The sequence below is a fragment of the Rhodospirillales bacterium genome (assembly GCA_023898785.1).
Taxonomy (GTDB): domain Bacteria; phylum Pseudomonadota; class Alphaproteobacteria; order Micavibrionales; family Micavibrionaceae; genus TMED27.
Window position 1 is genome coordinate 147,082 of sequence record CP060239.1, and the last position, 17,539, is coordinate 164,620.

Here is a 17,539-nt window from a genome sequence, read left to right on the forward strand (position 1 = left end):
TAAAGGTTTCGTGAAAATGATAAACAGGCTGGTTTTGTTTTCTGCATTTGTCGGTGTTTTTGCGCTGTGGTCTGGCGGTGTATGGGCACAAAACTGCGATATTCAGTATGAGGCGATTATAAAGCTGCGGGCGCCGACGTTGGGGTCCTATAATGTGTGGGACAGTGTGCATGGGGAAATTCCTACGCATGAGCGGTTCAAGAGTGCTTTGGTTAACGAAACAGGGACGGTTCTGGCTGCCGGTGAGCGCGTTCTTCCTGCTAAAGGGGATCGTAAGGATTTGTTGTTGGTCGAGATTGGGCGCAATGGCCGGGTGTTGTGGGAGAAGGATTATGAGGTGCCGGGGCTGGCAGAGCTTGTGAAGGTTTTGCCGCACGATAAGGGTATGGTTATGCTTGCGAATATCACGCCTCCAAAAGGACGGCAGCATATCTGGCTTGGGGTATTCAATTTACAAGGTGATTTGCTGTTCAGCAAGGTGGTGCGCGATCCAGGTAATCATTTGCGTGGGCATGATATGGAGCCCAGTGCGTCTGGTCAGTCTTTTGTGATCGCGGCGTCGGCATCATCACCAAAAGAGGATAAACCTGATTGGTCGGTATTATACCGCGTGAACAGTGCTGGCGTGGTGATTGCGGATCATGCGTTTGTAATTGGTTCGGAAAATGCTGTTTATGATTTATATCCAATGAAAGATGGCGGCTATGTAGCGAGCGGCTCTATTGATAATGCTATTGGGCGTAAGACGGGATGGGTTATGCGCATAGCCGAGGATCTTAATATGATGTGGCAGAAGTCTTATCCGCGCGGTGCGGCGGCTGAGATCGTACGGGCGCATGAGATGCTTGCCGATACTCTGGCGGTTGTCGGTAGCGCGTTGCCGATGGGTGACGGCAACCGTGCAGCCTGGGTTATGGTTGTGAATGATGCAACCGGCGATGTGGTCTGGCAGCGCTATCTCAACGGCTCTTTACATTTTGATGGACGTGATGTGATGGTGAGTGAGGATGGTTTAATCAGTGTGCTTATTGATGGTCAGACTCCTGAGGGCAGTGAAGAGATAGAGCATGTGCGTTTATTGACGTTAAATCCGCGTGGCGTGCTGTTTTCGAGTGACGAGTTTTTTAATGGTGAAGCGGTGGATGCTTACGCGTTGATGGCCAGTAAAGGGGCGGAGCGGTTGATTATTGGTGAGACGCGCGTTGCATATAAAATTGAGCACAGCAGGGCCATAAATGAGCAGGGACCGGAGATTCCCGATGAGGTTGTGCGTAGTCAGGAAGGGTGGGTGGTTGCGGCTACGGGGGTTGATCCGTATCCGGATCCTTGTCGGCAAAGAGAGCGGGTGATGCCGTAATATGGATGAGTGCTCAGATAAAGAAAAAGATACGTTACGTTTTATAATTAGTGAAGAGCAGGTGGGGCAGCGGCTTGACAAGGCTTTGGCTGCTTTAGCGGATGGTTTTTCGCGTTCGCGTCTGCAAGGTATAATTCAGGACGGTGCGTTGCATTTAAACGGGCTGGTGTGTCGTGATGTATCGCATAAAGTTTCGCTTGGCAGCGTTATTGAGATTGAGATTCCTCCTGTGGAAGAGGCGGCCCCGCAACCTGAAAAAATCGCTCTTAATGTTATTTATGAAGATGAGGACGTGCTGGTGATTAATAAGCCGGCCGGGTTGGTGGTGCATCCGGGGGCAGGTAATGCCAGCGGGACTTTGGTCAATGCTTTGTTATATCATTGCGGGGAAAGCCTGTCGGGGATTGGCGGTGTGGCGCGTCCGGGGATTGTCCATCGGCTTGATAAAGATACAAGCGGGTTGATGGTGGTGGCCAAGCACGACCGGGCGCATCAGGGGCTGGCGGCGCAACTTGAGGACCGGTCTTTAAGCCGGATTTATGAGGCTTTGGCGCTTAAAGTTCCGGTGCCGGTTAAGGGTGTTGTGGATATGCCGATAGGGCGGGACCCTCGAAATCGCTTAAAAATGAGTGTGAAGGGGCAAAATGCCAAGCCGGCGCGTACGCATTACCGGGTTTTGAAAGCTTATGGAGAGGCGCTTAGCCTGGTGGAATGTAAGCTTGAGAGCGGGCGAACGCATCAGATTCGGGTGCATATGCAGGCACTTAAGCATCCTTTGATCGGTGATCCGCTTTATCGCGCGCAGGATACGGCGGTGCGCGGGGCTATGAAAAAGGCCGGTTATGAAGAAGATGTTATTATGGCCGCATTGAATTTTCCCAGACAGGCATTGCATGCGAAAAGTATTTCATTTGTGCACCCGCTCAGTGGTGAGGTGCATAATTATGAAGTTGATGCTCCAGATGATTTTTTTAACCTGTTGAAAAAACTGTAAAAAATACACTTACATAAAATTTTACATAAAATTTTGATAATTTTATTGTATTTACATAAAATTTTATGTATTCTGAAGATATAAGGTCAGTGCGTAAGACCAAATCTGAGCAAGGGGGGCAGGGCAAAATAGGCCCCCCGCTTGAGACATAAGAGATCCGATTTTATCAAGTGAGTAAATAAATAAAGCGGACGAATGGCGGAGGAAATTAAAGCAATATTAGCAGGGTTTTTGAATCTCCTTTTAAGACTGCTACAATTTAAGACTACTACATTTAATGAGACATACTTTTTAAGACTACTTCATCCGATCTGGTACCTCTAAAACCGCCCCTTGGGGCGGATTTTTTTGTCTGTTCTAGCAGATTAAGCAAGATTTTGTTAAGCTTTATGCGTTAATGTTTTTCTAACCATATTCTGGTATTATTAATAAGAATAAATATAAAAAACAATGCGTTAAAAGGCATTGCTTTAACTACTGAGAGAACTTGGGTTACTAGTTAAGGGCAGAAAACCGGGCGATGAATACGTTTTTATTATCATTTGATGCGAATACCAGCTTTTCAGGTGGAAATCCTCCGACTTTGGAGATACTGGTGGGTGGCGTTGTTGTCAGCTCTGTTACGATGGTTTCCGGTGCCACCAGCTATGATGTTTTCATTGAATATACCGGTACGGCTCCTTCATCCTTAAGTTTTCGATTTGATGGCGCTTCTGGTGATCCGGGCGATACCATCACTTTCACAGCCGTTTCGATTAACAGTAGTGCTCTTAATTTGGGGACTGATCTTACGGCTACGATTTTGGCGCAGGCTCAGAGCTCTGTGGTTTCTGCAGGTACGGATCTTTTTGGTCATACGACGCCGAGCATCGGTGTTCCGAATGTTACTGGAACAGCCGGGGATGATGCCAATCTTTCCGGGGGGAATGCGGCGGATACTATTGATGGGTTGGCCGGGGCAGATCGCATTCGTGGTCTTGGTGGTGATGACACCATTAATGGCGGTGACGGTGATGACATGATCTTTGGTGAAGGCGGCGCCGATACTGTTATTGCCGGTAACGGCAATGATATGGTCTTTGGCAATGATGGTGACGATATTCTTTATGGAGAGGCTGATAACGATTACCTGATTGGCGGTGCGGGTAACGATATTCTTAATGGTGGTGCGGGTAACGATGGTTTGCTTGGTGATGCCGGGGACGATATTCTTTTTGGCGAAGATGGCGATGACTGGCTGATTGGCGATGACGGAGACGATATTCTTTTTGGCGATGATGGCAATGATACGCTCATCGGCGGGGCAGATAACGATGCTTTAGCCGGTGGTGATGGAGACGATTACATTTCCGGTGGTACTGGTAATGATCTGCTTTCCGGTGGCGATGGCGCAGATGAGATTATTGCGGGTACAGGCGATGATATAGCTTCTGGCGGGGCAGGCAACGATAGTATTTACGGCGATGACGGCGCCGACGAGCTTGCCGGCGGCGATGATGATGATTATATTTCCGGCGGGGATGGAGATGATACGTTAGACGGTGATGCTGGCGTTGATGTGCTTGTTGGCGGAGCTGGTGCCGATACGATGAATGGTGGCACCGGAGATGATATTTTGCATGCGCATGGTCTGGATGCGGTCGCTATTTCCGATATTTTGTTTAATAACCCCAATGTTGTTTATTCTCAGGAAACAGGCAGTTTCTACCAATTTGTTAGCGCGAATGTTGATTATGCGGCTGCTGTTGCCGCCGCATCTGCGACGACACTCAATGGTGTTGCCGGGCACCTTGCAACAATTACCTCTGCGGCGGAAAATACTTATGTGTCTGGGCTGTTAAGCGATGATTCGTATATCAGTGGTGCAGATATTGCTCAAAACGGTACCTGGCAATGGAATGCCGGCTTAGAAGCAGGTGTACAATTCAGCGATGTCAGCGGAACATCTGTTAACGGTATGTACGAGAATTGGGCGTCTGGGCAGCCGCAGGTAAACACAGAGTATAACGCTATTTTATATACGACAGGCGTTTGGCATGATTGGGTTGATACGTCAACTCACAGCTATGTGATTGAATGGGAAGCCGGCTTGATGAGCGATGATGGCGCGGCTGATATTTTGAGTGGCGGTGCTGGTAATGATTGGATTTACGGCTATGATGGCGATGATACCCTTAATGGCGATGGTGACGATGATGTGATTTTTGGCGGTGACGGTAGCGATATTATTGACGGCGGTTCCGGCAATGATGTGCTTTTTGCCTATGATGCGACGGTTCAAACTAGTGGCACTGCGGGCGGCGGTTCGACGGTCACGGCTCTTGAGGCGACATTTGATACGGATGAAGATGGCTTTACCTATGCAGACGGCTTTCCCGGGGTTGGCGGGTCTGACGGTGCCAATGTTACGATTAGTGGAAATTATATCAGTGGGGACGGGAACACGTCTGCCGGAAGTATCGAGGTGAATATCAATTCGACCGGTAACCCTACCGGGCCGCTTTCCGGTTCTTATAGCCAGACGATTACTACGACGGCTGATTTGACGTCTGTCCAAATGTCAATTTCCTACAGCATGTTTCTTGATGGGACTACGGAGACAGGTGAGAATCTTTATTTGTATGTCACAGTTGATGGGACCCAATATGGTCTTGGGGGTAATAACTGGGTTGATGAATTAAATGGGGTCAATGGCGATGGTGCCGATCATACGACGGGTTGGTTGACTGAAACTTTGAATATTGCCGATCTTTCTGCAGGGAGTCATACGATTAGAATTGGGGCTTACCTCAATGATACAAGTCAATCATCTGAAGATGGATGGATTCGTTTTGACGACATCCTCCTGACCGGGGTTGATACTACTGTCGGGAGCGGTTCGACGGGAGTAGAAGATGCCGGGGAAACCAATGTTGTCAGCGGTGGTGATGGCGCCGATACGATTTACGGTAGTACCGGGATGGATACACTTAACGGCGATGCGGGAGCGGATACAATTTATTCGGCTTCGGCGAATGAAGCGTGGGACGCTTTGGTCGCGCAGGTTCTTGCGGATAATGCCGGTGTTGTTTACAGTGTCGAGACCAATAGTTTCTACCAACATATTACGACCAATGCAACGTGGACTACAGCCAATACAAACGCTAATGCAGCCACACTGACCGGTTTGACAGGAAACGGTTATTTGGCCACGATTACATCTCAGGCTGAACAGGATTATGTCTGGTCCTTGGGAGGTGGAAACAATCTATGGGGCGGTGCAACAGATGTTACGACAGAAGGGAACTGGGTCTGGCAGGGTGGTTCTGAGTCAGGTTTAACTTTCTGGACTGGCGGTGCCGCAAATTCCGGCGGTGCGGCGATAAACGGGCATTATGATAACTGGAGATCTGACGGGTCTGAGCCGTGGGGTGGTTCTTCTACAGCCGATTATTTTATCCTGAATTCGGCTCTTGGCGGGCAGTGGTGGACTGAAAATAATAATGCCGTTTATACGGGCAATGCGGGCGCAGACTATGTTATCGAATGGGATGCTGATGAATTGCTTACCAGTGTTGATTACACAACGATCAATGGCGGGGCTGGTGCCGATACGCTTTATGGCAATGACGGGATTGATATTTTCTTGTTCGAGACGGCGACATGGGATGCAACGGATACGATTGAGAATTTCAGCGCAACGGGTCGTGATGCGATTGATATTAGCGATTTGCTGAGCGGGTATAGTTATACGACAAGCAATATTAATGATTTTGTGACACTTACTGAAGCTTCTGGTAACACCACCATCGCAGTTGATGCAAACGGTGCAACCGGCGGCGCGAGCTTTACAAATGTAGCGGTTTTGAATGGTGTCACTGGTCTTGATCTGTATCAGATGATCGCGGCGGATAATCTAATCGTTTAATCTCTTTCAGGTTTAATTCCTCGCTGCTTGCGGCGTAATCGTCATCGCGAGCGAAGCGAAGCGATCCAGTGCCACAAGGATAAATTCTGGATTGCTTCACCGCCTTTGGCGGTTTGCAATGACGTGATACCTCGCCCCTTGGGGCGGAGGTGTTTATTTTTTCCAAAATTTACGGTGTGATTTCATCCCAGTATTGTGCAAGATGCCGGGCTGAAAAGCCTTCTGTCAGTTCGTAGAGTGGCAGCGGGTTTTCGAGTTTCTGGCCGATGTCACGGCCAAACGGAGCGAGAGTAAATTTGGCTTTGGCATTGCGCGGGATATATTTGATGCCGCCGAGGGGCAGGGCGAGACGGATGCCGTGATCGGCGTGGGTAGTGCCGCCAAACAGGTCGAAGTCGCTCTGGTTGGTGATTGTGGAATAGGCTTCTAAAACTGCGCCGCCATGGAAGCGCTTTTGCAAGGACAGGGTCGCGCCGAGATCTTCGGCCAGATAGCGCCCGGCTTTGGCGTTCACGGTGATATCCCAATGGGGCAGATCGTACCAGCCCTGGATGTGGCCGCTGAGCAGGTGGTCGCCGTTTAGGCCGAGATTGAGCGTACTTTCTGGATTGCGTTTAAGGACCAGAAAGCTTTCGGCGCCGACGGCCCAGCGGGCTTTATAGGGGCGGTAGAGGATTTCTCCGCCGGCGCCGGCATACATTTCTTCGAGATAGCCGCCCATGAGGCTCGTATGCAGGTCGGAGCGGAAGCTGTGGGTGAAGGCGTTGAAAGCAGTGTCGAGCGCTATGGTGCGGCGGGCAAAGCGATCAACATCTGAGCGTACGGGCAGGGCGGCGCGCGGGCGGATGTCGGTGAGACGATCGAGATTATCAGCAAGGTTGAGGCGGAAGCTCACGAAATTGTCGATCAGGCCGAAGAGTTCGGGCGCCTGCGCGCCAGCGACGAGCGCGGTGCGGTAAAGGGTGCCGCTATCTTCTTCGGACAGGCTGGCTTGTGTATCGAGGGTGAGGGCGTAATCGCGCAGGCCATAGCCGTATTCCAGTGGTTGGTGGTGCTTGCGCAAGGGGTTTTCGGCGGAGGGTATGATCTCCATATTGTGCCAGATTTCCTCGGCGCTGCCTGCTTGGCGGCCCAGTGCGTTTTCGAGGTCAGCGCGTAGCAGGGCTATTTTTGGGCCGCGTAAACCGAGGTGGATAGGGGTGATTTCGAGGCGCTCGATGGAGGGGCCTGCGTGATTGGCCATGTGCTTAAAAGCGCGGGCGAGCTGGCATGGGCTTGAGCGGTTATTTTCCAATGTCAGGGTGGCGCTGGCGGTTTCGTAGTCGGTTTGTGCATCATAGAGCATGATGTTTTCGCCTGCGGCTTTAAGCTCCATTTCTGCGGGGAGGGCCAGCCCAGTGCGGTAAGGGCGGAAGGGGGATTCATCGTTAGCCGTATATTTGCGGTCTTGATCGGGCCATTTTTTGACATTGCCTTGCAGGGACAGGCGGGCCATGAGTTTATCTGTGCCTTGCATACCAAGGCTGAGATCAATCCAGGGGGCGGGTTGGTAGTTCAGGCCTACGGCCCAAGGAGCGGGTGCGTTGTAGTCGAAGGCCGCTTGTTCGGCTTTGAACCGGTCGGCGCCGTAATCAGCTTTTAGAGAGAGGCCTTTGAGCGGAGTGAAATATTCGACGCCGCCAAACAGGCCGATGTCACCCCCGGTAAACCAGTTTTCCGGGCCGCTTGGCATTTCACCATCGAGATTGCGATTACCGCCGAAGTGAGAACTGAGTGATTTGAGCGGGTTTTTAAAGTGTGCTGCGCTTCCGAGGCGGCCCCAGCCGAGACCGGCGGTAAAGTCGAAATCCTTATAGCGTTTGGAGGCTGAGATATATTCTCCGGCCATGCGTTTATGGCCAAAGGCGCTCCTTGCGCCGATGGCGATTTCGGGGCGGTAGGCGCTTTCTTCCAGCAGGCGGAGTTTAAAATCAACGCCGGGATAGAGGCGTTTAGCATCTTCATTGATGTTGGAGATTTCGGCGCTTTGGCGCAGCGTGATGGAGAGTGGATCGGCGAGTTGGACACTGAGCCAGCTATGCACGTATGGATCGAGTGTTGAAACGCCTGCGCGCAATGTGCCCGCGTGGTCCATGCGGGCGCTGGGGATTGCGAGGAGGCCGAGCGGGCCGTAGAGAGAGGTGGAGGGTTGCGGCGGGGCTGCATGGGCGTAAATTGCGCCTCCCCATAGTGCGGCGCTGTGCAGGAGTACCTTATAAAAAAAGTCAGGTTTTACACAAGGCATTGTTGTAAGCGTTTTGTAATGGGCGTTTAGTGCAAGGCTTTGAAGAGAATATGCAGATTTGTTGTAGTATATACGCGGGTATTCAGATTCTCTACAGAGATGTCTAGACAAGGGGTAGTTATAAACATAAACTTAGAGTTGCAAATCAGTAGTTTTGCTTAAGGGGGAGTTTTTGTTTACAGAATCTTATTATTGGCTGTTGGCTAGCGGTATATTTTTGCTCGCAGTTTTGATGCTGTGCGGTTTTATGTTTTATATGATGCGGTGTCGTTGTAAGACGCGCAATTATACATCGGCGCTTGAAAAGGCGGCTGATTTTATTGGAAATGGGCTTGTTTTTTTTGGAGTTGATGATCGTTTGGTTCTTGCCAATGTGCAGGCGCATGAATTTTTGCCAGATTTATTGGAGAATAAGGGGAAGCGGCTGTCAGGTGAGCCTTTGAATCTTCAGGATTTTTTAATTTATTTTTATGATATGGCTGTTGAGTGTGATGAGTCCTTGATTAATACGCTGGGACGTTCAGCGATGACTAACACTGATATAGGTTTTCGTGAGGTCATTATGACTGCCGGGAATCGGTTGTGTCTGGTTGAAGTGCAAAAGATTCCGCATGTTGGTACGAACCTGATTTTGATTGATGTCGGGGATCTTAAAAATCAGGAAGACTATCTCCTTAAGCTTAACCATTATAATCATGAACTTACCCAGGCTATTCAGGCTGCGACGAGCGGTATTGTCGTGACCAAGCAAGACCATGTTTCAGGTTTACAAAGGATTGTATTTGCGAATAAGGCGTTTTGTGAGGATATGCATCTCTCGCGCGACGATATTCTCGGTAAGAATGTTCATGAGGTTTTTGCCACTATTGTCGACGCCAAGACCATGGAAAAAATTTATCAAATCAGTGAGGGGCATGAGGATGGCAGCGTTGAGTTGAGCATTTTATGTTCTGGCGGGGAGAAGTGTTGCGGGGCGTGTTGGTATGAGCTTAAACATACGTCTGTGCAGGGTTATACCGGAAAACTGGATCTGTCGATTTGGCTGTTGAATGATATGACGGCTTTGAAAATGCGGGAGGCTGAGCTTTCCAAGACACAAAAGCTGGAAGCTCTCGGGCAGTTGGCGGCTGGAGTGGCGCATGATTTCAATAATATATTGTCGATTATTGACGGGTATGCCCGCATTGCCGGAAAAAACTGGGATGATAAAGCGCGGGCAATGGATGATCTGGATCGTATTCGCACAGCTTCAAGGCGCGGGGCAAATCTTATCAAAAAAATGCTGACATTCAGTCGTCATGAGATTGTCGATGATACTGTGATTGATTTAGGCGCAGTGGTGCGCGAGCAGGAGTTGTTGTTGCGGCCTTTGCTGGATGCATCTGTTAAGTGCAGCGTTTTGATAGACCATCAGGAGATGTATGTTGAGTGTCCAATAGAGAATATAACGCAAATTATCATGAATTTGGTCTTGAATGCGCGTGATGTCATGCCTGATGGGGGGGTGTTGCTGCTGGAGGTGCGGGCTTGTCCGCAAAAAACTTTGCCAGCGGTTCTTTTGAAGCAAAACTCTGACAAATCTTATGCGTCCATCATAGTTTCAGATACGGGCATGGGGATGCCGAAGGATGTAGTTGATCGTATTTTTGATCCTTTCTTTACTACAAAGGAGCAAGGGAAAGGCACCGGGTTGGGGTTGTCTATGGTCTATGGGCTTGTGAAGCAAATTGGCGGGCATATTGATGTGTTTTCTACTTTGGGGCAGGGAACGACAATGAGCGTTTATTTGCCTTTGAGTGACAAGGTTCCCAAGAAAATTTTGGGTGGAGAGGATAATCTTTCTTCTATCCGGTTTGATGGTTATAGCGTGCTTGTAGCAGAGGATGAACCTGATTTGTTGGCATTGGTCAGTAATATGCTTGAAGATTTGGGTATGAAGGTGTTGCGGGCCAGCAATGGCAATGAGGCTTTGGCTGTGCAAGATGATTATGAGGGAAAAATTGATCTATTGCTGACAGATGTTGTGATGCCTGAACTCAATGGTGTGGATCTGGCAGATTTGTTGAAAGAATTACGCCCGGATGTCAATGTTATCTTCATGAGTGGTTATCCGGCAAAAGGGCAAATGGCCCGCGTAGAAATTCCTGAAGACGCTGTGTTTATTGCCAAGCCCATTGAATACGATGCTTTGGTTAAAGTTATTTATACCATTTTATCGTCTGGAGTTGGAGAAAGTATCGAGGATTCCGTGCAAATCTCACGGTGGGCCAGTAAGGGTGGTATTGAAAAAGAAGAGGAGAGATTTTGATGAGTTCTGCTTTAAGTGATCTTAAAATTCTTTTGGTTGAGGACCAGGCTGAAGCGCGGGCCATGATTCGTAATATGATGGGTGAGCTTGGCATCACGCAAATTTTTGAGGCTAGTGACGGGCGCGAGGCGCTGACATTTTTAGATTCGGCCTATGACTTCATTGATCTTTTGGTGTGTGACTGGAATATGCCAGGAATGACGGGGGTTGATTTGCTTCGACAATTGCGCAGTGTTGATTCTACTATGCCGTTTTTGATGGTAACAGGGCGCATAGATATGGATTCTGTAGTTGAAGCAAAGTCTGCCGGTGTGACGGCGTATATTCGTAAGCCTTTTTCTTCTAAACAGCTTGAAGCGAAATTGCGGATTATTCTTCATAAAATAGCGGCTTAGGGTCCGGACTCACAGCTTAAATCCAGAAACATAAGAGGGAAGCAAGGCATAGAGCGGCGAAGAAGTTTCTGGCGAGTTTGTCGTATCTTGTTGCCACGCGCCGCCAGTCTTTGAGGCGTCCAAACATTCGTTCCACGACATTGCGGTTTTTATAGCGTCTCTCGTCGTGCGGGATTTTGATTTTGCGTGTGGCCGTGGAGGGAATGACAGGTTCGATCTTCCGGTTCATTAAAAAGCCGCGAAAATGTCCCGCGTCATACGCTTTATCCGCCAAGAGATATTTTATTGACGGTAATGATCCTGCCAAGGCAACCGCCCCTTTGATATCGGCGCGTTGCCCTTGCGTGATGTACAAAGCCAGCAGAGGTGGCCCCAAGAATTCGGACAGTGAGTTAAGCTACGATCTATGACCGAAGGAGGGTCATGGATTATGAGCAAGACAAGGAAGAACTACCCGGCGAAGTTTAAAGCGCAGGTTGCGCTGGCGGCGTTGCGGGAGGACGCGCCGATCACGGAGCTGTCATCCCGTTACGGGGTGCATGCGACGGTCATTCACCGTTGGAAGAAGGAGGCTCTGGCTGCGCTGGAGGCGGGTTTTGCGGGCAAGCTGGAATCGCGAGCGGACGCGCATAACGCCGAGGTCAGGGACTTGCACGCCAAGATCGGACAGCTGACAGTGGAACGTGATTTTTTAGCCGATGCCTCCGCCCGGTTGCGGTCCGGGGGCGGCAGGAAATGGTAGACCCGTCCAATGACAATATCGGCATCGCGGCGCAGTGCCGGTTGCTGGGGATCAGCCGCTCTGGCTGGTATTACGAGCGGCGCGGGGAGAGCGCGGACAATTTGGCGCTGATGCGGCTGATTGACGCGCAATTCCTGCAAACCCCGTTTTACGGGTCCCGTCAGATGGCCCGGCATCTGCGCCGTCAGGGGTACGAGGTAGGCCGCACCCGCGTGCGGCGTCTGATGCGCCTGATGGGAATCGAGGCGGTCTATCAAAGGCCGCGCACTTCGATGCCGCATCCCGGCCACCGGATTTATCCCTACCGGCTCAAGGGGCTCACGATCACCCGCCCGAACCATGTATGGTGCGCGGATATCACGTACATCCCTGTCAAACGCGGGTTTTTGTATCTGGTAGCGATCATGGACTGGGCCAGCCGGAAGGTGCTGGCCTGGCGGCTGTCGAACACGATGGAAACGCGCTTTTGCGTGGAGGCGCTGGAGGAAGCCATCGCCCGCTACGGGCCGCCGGAGATCTTCAATACCGATCAGGGCAGCCAGTTCACGGCGGACGCGTGGACGGGCGTCCTGAAAGAAAACGGGATCGCGATCTCGATGGACGGCAAGGGCCGCTGGATGGACAATGTGTTCATCGAGCGGCTGTGGCGGAGTCTGAAATATGAATGCGTGTATCTGAACGCGTTCGAGAGCGGCCTGCAAGCCAGGCGGGATATCGGGCGCTGGCTGGCGTTTTACAACGCGCAGAGGCCGCATTCGGTATTTGATGGACAAACCCCGGACGACGTTTATGATGAACGAAATTTTGTTTCTCCGGCCTCGGGCTTGCCGCCTCCGCCTAACGGCTCCGGCGGCCGCGCCCTTCACCCGGAGAAACAAAACCACAGGCAGGCGGCATGACAATAACCAACCGATCGTAGCTTAACTTCGCCGCAAAGCTGGCCGAAGAACCGAGACCACCTCTAGCGGACGGCATTTCATATCGCTGATCGCGTGCAGCTTGGTGTTGCGTCCGCCACGGCTTATGCCGATCGCCTGAGCATGCGCCCCCCCCTTTCCGCCGCCGGCTGATCTGTGCGCTTTGATATGCGTGCTGTCAATCGCCGCCATGTCCCGTTCGTCCGATAACGCGCCAACAATCTCGCGGAACAGATATTGCCAGATGCCGCGCGCAGACCAGCGATTATAACGATTATAAAGGGTGGTGTAAGAACCGTATTCGGACGGCGCATCACGCCAGCGGCAACCCGATTGCAAAACATGAATGATGCCGCTGATCACACGGCGGTCATCTACGCGGGGCTTGCGTCCCCTATCTGGCGGCAAGTGAGGCTTGATCGCTTCCCATTGGGTGTCTGAAAGATAAAAATGACGCATAGTTTGGCTCCTTTCTCAAATCACCAAACCATTGAATCATAAAATTACCTGTGTGTTTAGACCCTAGGCTTTTGATCCTAATTTTCCTTTGCTTTTATATCAATCGTCTTTAAAGCCGGGCTTGCTTGCTGTAATCTATCGTTATGGACAAGATTGATTATGATTTGTGCATTATCGGTGGGGGGATTAACGGCGCGGGTGTGGCGCGTGATGCTGCCGGGCGCGGGCTTTCCGTTTTGTTGCTTGAGGCCAAGGATTTGGCTCGGGGTACGTCATCGGCGAGCACGAAGCTTATTCATGGCGGTTTGCGCTATCTTGAGTTTTTTGAATTTAAGCTGGTGCGAGAATCTTTGCAGGAACGTGAAAAGCTTTTAGCTATTGCGCCTCATATTATTTCACCAATGGAATTTGTATTGCCGCATAATGCGCAGCAAAGACCGTTTTGGATGATCCGTCTGGGGTTGTTTCTTTATGATCATTTGGCCCGAAGGCAGCGGCTTTCCGGATCGCGCGGGGTGAATTTGAAGGCTAGTGCTTTGGGCGTGCCGCTGGCGGATTATTATACACGCGGGTTTGTTTATTCGGATTGTTGGGTTGATGATGCGCGGTTGGTGGTGCTCAATGCGATGGATGCTGCGGAGAAGGGGGCACGGATTTTGACGCGCTCGCCATGCACAAAAATTGAACCGAAAAGTGAGTTTTGGGTTGTACATTATAAGGGTCAGGGTGATCAGAAAGAACGGTGTATCCGTGCATCTATGGTGGTGAATGCCGCCGGGCCGTGGGTGCGAAAAGTGCTTGAGGATTCAGGGTTGGATTCGGAAGTGAAGCCGGTGCCGCGGGTTCGATTGGTGAAGGGATCACATATCATCATTCCGTGTGCTTATACTGGGGGGCAGTCTTACATTTTGCAGCAGCCCGATGGCCGGGTTGTGTTCGTGATTCCTTATGAGAGAGATTATACGCTGATTGGGACAACGGAGGAAGATTTTGAGGGCGATCTTTATGATCCACGGATTTCTGAAGAGGAGTTGCAATATTTGTGCGCGGCGTATAGTGCGCATTTTGATGCCGACATTACGCGGGATGATGTGTTATGGACCTATAGCGGGGTGCGGCCACTTTTTGATGACGGGGAGAGTGAGAACCGCGCTGTGAGCCGTGATTTTTATCTGTATGAGCATCTGGAATCGCGCGCACCGATGATTTCTGTGTTTGGTGGGAAGCTTACGACATATCGCGTTTTGGCTGAACAAGTGATGGGGCGGCTTTTGAATCTGGATAATCGTTATGCGCCGCCGTGGACGACTGATGCGCCGTTGCCTGGCGGGGATATTCCTCAAGGTGATTTTGATGCGTTTGTGCGCAGGCAGCGTGAGCGTTATTCTTGGTTGACGGCGGATTTGCTGCGGCGGTATGCGCGGAGCTATGGTACACGCATGGAGCGTTTTCTTGAAGGGGCGAGGGGGCTTGAGGATTTGGGTGTTGATTTTGGCGGCGGGTTGTATGAGGCGGAGGTGGTGTATCTGATTCGTTATGAGTGGGCGAGGGAGGCACAGGATATTTTGTGGCGGCGATCGAAGCTGGGTGTGCATGTTGGCGATGAGACGCTGGCGGCGCTGGAAAAGGCGTTGCCGGGTTTGAAGAAAAAGGTGCTGGCGTGAGTAAGGCCGAGACGATTTTAGCGATTGATCAGGGTACGACGAGTAGTCGGGCGATTTTATTTTCTGTCGGTGGTGCGGTTTTGGATGTGCAGCAAAAAGAGCTTAAGTTGTATTATCCTGAAAAAGGCTGGGTTGAGCAAAAGCCTGACGATATTTGGGATGATACGCGGACGGCTTGCGCAAAAATTTTAGAAAAATGTGAAAAGCGTCCGGCGGCGATCGGGATTACCAATCAGCGTGAGACGACGATAGTTTGGGACCGGGAGACGGGGGAAGCGGTTTATAATGCGATTGTCTGGCAGGATCGGCGCACGGCGGAAGTTTGTGCGGCTTTGAAAGATCAGGGCTATGAGGCGATGGTTGCGAGTAAGACGGGGCTGCTTTTGGATCCGTATTTTTCGGCGACGAAGATCGCGTGGATTTTGGAACATGTTCCCGGTGCACGGGCGCGGGCTGAAGCAGGTGAATTGGCGTTTGGCACGGTCGATTGTTATTTGCTGTGGAAGCTTACGGGCGGGAAAGTTCATGCAACGGACGTGACGAATGCATCGCGCACGATGCTGTATAATATCGTGGAGCAGTGCTGGGACGATGATTTGTTGGCACTTTTTGATATTTCTGCGAGCTTGCTTCCCGAGGTGCGGGATAATATCGCGGATTTTGGCGTGAGTGATGAAGAGACCATCGGTGCGGCGCTGCCGATTGGCGGGATGGCTGGGGATCAGCAAGCGGCGCTGATCGGGCAGGGCTGCTTAACACCGGGGATGATTAAATCGACCTATGGCACGGGGTGTTTTGTGCTGATAAATATTGGGAGTGAGTTTAGGCGCTCGCAAAATCGGCTTCTGACGACGCCTGCGTACCGAGTGGACGGGCAGATACAATACGCAATTGAAGGCTCGATCTTTGTGGCCGGGGCGGCGCTGCAGTGGTTGCGAGACGGGTTGGAGCTGTTTGAAGATGCGCGAGAGACGGAAAGTCTGGCATATAGCGTTTCCGATAATAACGGGGTGTATTTTGTGCCGGCCTTTACGGGGCTGGGCGCGCCGCACTGGAAGCCGGATGCGCGGGCGATGATTACGGGTATGAGCCGGGAGAGCACAAAAGCGCATGTGGTGCGCGCGGCGCTGGAGGCGCAAGCGTATCAGACGCTGGATTTGCTGGGGGCTATGGAGGATGATGGCGGGCATAAAGCCGATGTTATCCGCATTGACGGCGGGCTGGCGGCCAACGGCTTTGTCTGCCAGTTTCTGGCCGATATGCTCCAAAGGCCGGTTGAAGTTCCGGCGGTGGTGGAAACAACGGCGTGGGGCGCGGCTACGCTCGCCGGGGTGCAGGCCGGGGTGTTTAAGGATTTAGAAGCGGTTGCGCAGGGGTGGAAGGCCGCGCGGCGTTATGGGCCGCAGATGGGCGCCGAGGCGCGGGATGCGCTCTATGATGGCTGGAAAGCGGCTTTGAGTATGCTTTTGCAAGAAAATTGAAAAAACTTCTTTTGTTTTACGTAAATTTACTATATAAAAGCGCCCAATGTTGATGGTTCGCTCTATAGTTGATTGATCTTATAGCATTTTTGATTTAAAAGTTTTGAATACGTTGCGTAAATGAAATGGGAGACGCAGAATAATGAATATGGGTTTAGCAAAAAGTACAGCAGCAAGTGCGGTGGTGTTCTTCGCTGTCGCTGCGGCAGATATGGTGACGAATAAAGCGCAGGCGGCGTTTATTAAGTTGAATTTCGATGTTTCAAATTTTGAAAATTCTTTCGGGCCGGTTCCAGCAGGCATTACTGGAACTGAGGGGACTATTCGGATCGACACTGGCACCGGGACGGATCTTTCTTCGATTCCGTCCCTTGCTTTGCTTACAGGGGTCGATGTTTCCGGGAGTTTCCAGGCTGGCGGTGAGACTATAGGTATTTCTTCCTCTCCTTTTATGGTTGTGGATGATGGCGGAATATCCGGAACAACCGATCAGCTCCGTTTGCTTTTCGATGCAGAGGCTAATTCCTGGGGCATTACTGGTGTACAAGTTGGTTTAACTGGCGATTATACGGTGTTTACTGGCAAGGATTTAGGCACTATTTTGTTGGATGCGTCTAGTTTGAATAGTTTGAATGATCGATTTGCTCAGCTTCGATTTGATAATATAGGCGGTGTACTTGAGACCAACAACCCGGAGCTTTCCTTTGCTGAAGTTAATGCTAATACCGTTCCAGAGCCTGCAGTGCCTGCTCTTCTCGGGGCGGGGCTCGCTGGTTTGGGTTTGGCACTGCGCCGTCGTGAAGATGACGTTGTTGAAAATAATGACAATGGGCCGGGCGCGGATATGTATAGCCTACCCCGGATAAATTGATTCAATTTTCGTCATTGCGAGCGACCGTAGGGAGCGCGGCAATCCAGCGGAAAACCTAGATTGCTTCGTCAGCTTCGCTTCCTCGCAATGACGGTTTTTATGATCATTTTATATGATGTAGGCTATAATTTTTCGTCAATATCATTTAAAAAGACCGCGC

At 50.9% G+C, this 17,539-nt stretch carries 11 protein-coding genes and 1 pseudogene; 9 read left to right on the forward strand and 3 right to left on the reverse strand.

Going from position 1 to position 17,539, the window contains the following annotated elements:
• Positions 1–10 precede the first annotated feature (10 nt).
• The 3 genes from H6859_00830 to H6859_00840 all read left to right on the forward strand — a co-directional run bounded on the left by H6859_00830 (position 11) and on the right by H6859_00840 (position 6,258).
• The gene (locus tag H6859_00830) at positions 11–1,357 is read left to right on the forward strand and encodes a hypothetical protein (protein ID USO05780.1); all 1,347 of its coding nucleotides are present in this window, start codon (positions 11–13) and stop codon (positions 1,355–1,357) included.
• A gap of 1 nt (position 1,358) precedes the next feature.
• On the forward strand, positions 1,359–2,351 hold the full coding sequence (locus H6859_00835) for an RluA family pseudouridine synthase (protein ID USO05781.1): 993 nt from the start codon (positions 1,359–1,361) through the stop codon (positions 2,349–2,351).
• 520 nt (positions 2,352–2,871) lie between these two features.
• The gene (locus tag H6859_00840) at positions 2,872–6,258 is read left to right on the forward strand and encodes a type I secretion C-terminal target domain-containing protein (protein USO05782.1); all 3,387 of its coding nucleotides are present in this window, start codon (positions 2,872–2,874) and stop codon (positions 6,256–6,258) included.
• A 169-nt stretch (positions 6,259–6,427) separates the two neighbouring features.
• Here the strand turns inward: H6859_00840 and H6859_00845 are convergent, their stop codons facing one another.
• The gene (locus tag H6859_00845) at positions 6,428–8,542 is read right to left on the reverse strand and encodes a YjbH domain-containing protein (GenBank protein ID USO05783.1); all 2,115 of its coding nucleotides are present in this window, start codon (positions 8,540–8,542) and stop codon (positions 6,428–6,430) included.
• Between the two features lie 172 nt (positions 8,543–8,714).
• Here H6859_00845 and H6859_00850 point away from each other — a divergent pair, with 172 nt between their 5' ends.
• Positions 8,715–10,850, forward strand: a complete 2,136-nt coding sequence (locus H6859_00850) for a response regulator (protein ID USO05784.1) — start codon at positions 8,715–8,717, stop codon at positions 10,848–10,850.
• Complete coding sequence (locus tag H6859_00855; protein ID USO05785.1) at positions 10,850–11,245, forward strand: response regulator; 396 nt, start codon at positions 10,850–10,852, stop codon at positions 11,243–11,245. Before H6859_00850 ends, H6859_00855 begins: the two co-directional genes overlap by 1 nt.
• Before the next feature lie 16 nt (positions 11,246–11,261).
• Here H6859_00855 and H6859_00860 read toward each other — a convergent pair whose 3' ends face one another.
• Positions 11,262–11,621, reverse strand: coding sequence for an IS5 family transposase (locus tag H6859_00860; GenBank protein USO05786.1), 360 nt, complete (start codon positions 11,619–11,621; stop codon positions 11,262–11,264).
• A gap of 54 nt (positions 11,622–11,675) precedes the next feature.
• Between H6859_00860 and H6859_00865 the strand changes: the two are divergent.
• Positions 11,676–12,781, forward strand: a pseudogene (locus H6859_00865) (IS3 family transposase).
• 126 nt (positions 12,782–12,907) lie between these two features.
• Here H6859_00865 and H6859_00870 read toward each other — a convergent pair.
• On the reverse strand, positions 12,908–13,363 hold the full coding sequence (locus H6859_00870; protein USO05787.1) for an IS5 family transposase: 456 nt from the start codon (positions 13,361–13,363) through the stop codon (positions 12,908–12,910).
• A 143-nt stretch (positions 13,364–13,506) separates the two neighbouring features.
• On the opposite strand from H6859_00870, the gene glpD reads away from it, so the two are divergent.
• The 3 genes from glpD to H6859_00885 all read left to right on the forward strand — a co-directional run bounded on the left by glpD (position 13,507) and on the right by H6859_00885 (position 17,379).
• Positions 13,507–15,027, forward strand: coding sequence for a glycerol-3-phosphate dehydrogenase (glpD, locus tag H6859_00875; protein USO05788.1), 1,521 nt, complete (start codon positions 13,507–13,509; stop codon positions 15,025–15,027).
• Positions 15,024–16,508 carry a glycerol kinase GlpK gene (glpK, locus tag H6859_00880; protein USO05789.1) on the forward strand — a complete coding sequence of 495 codons (1,485 nt, stop codon included), beginning with the start codon at positions 15,024–15,026 and terminating at the stop codon, positions 16,506–16,508. The genes glpD and glpK overlap by 4 nt, the downstream gene beginning before the upstream one ends.
• A gap of 142 nt (positions 16,509–16,650) precedes the next feature.
• Complete coding sequence (locus H6859_00885) at positions 16,651–17,379, forward strand: PEP-CTERM sorting domain-containing protein (protein USO05790.1); 729 nt, start codon at positions 16,651–16,653, stop codon at positions 17,377–17,379.
• Positions 17,380–17,539 lie beyond the last annotated feature (160 nt).

Excerpts from the sequence above, each read along its gene's own strand:
- H6859_00885 (USO05790.1), top strand. The coding sequence starts at position 16,651 with ATGAATATGGGTTTAGCAAAAAGTACAGCAGCAAGTGCGGTGGTGTTC.
- glpD (USO05788.1), top strand. The coding sequence starts at position 13,507 with ATGGACAAGATTGATTATGATTTGTGCATTATCGGTGGGGGGATTAAC.
- H6859_00845 (USO05783.1), bottom strand. The coding sequence starts at position 8,542 with ATGCCTTGTGTAAAACCTGACTTTTTTTATAAGGTACTCCTGCACAGC.
- H6859_00870 (USO05787.1), bottom strand. The coding sequence starts at position 13,363 with ATGCGTCATTTTTATCTTTCAGACACCCAATGGGAAGCGATCAAGCCT.
- H6859_00855 (USO05785.1), top strand. The coding sequence starts at position 10,850 with ATGAGTTCTGCTTTAAGTGATCTTAAAATTCTTTTGGTTGAGGACCAG.
- H6859_00835 (USO05781.1), top strand. The coding sequence starts at position 1,359 with ATGGATGAGTGCTCAGATAAAGAAAAAGATACGTTACGTTTTATAATT.
- H6859_00840 (USO05782.1), top strand. The coding sequence starts at position 2,872 with ATGAATACGTTTTTATTATCATTTGATGCGAATACCAGCTTTTCAGGT.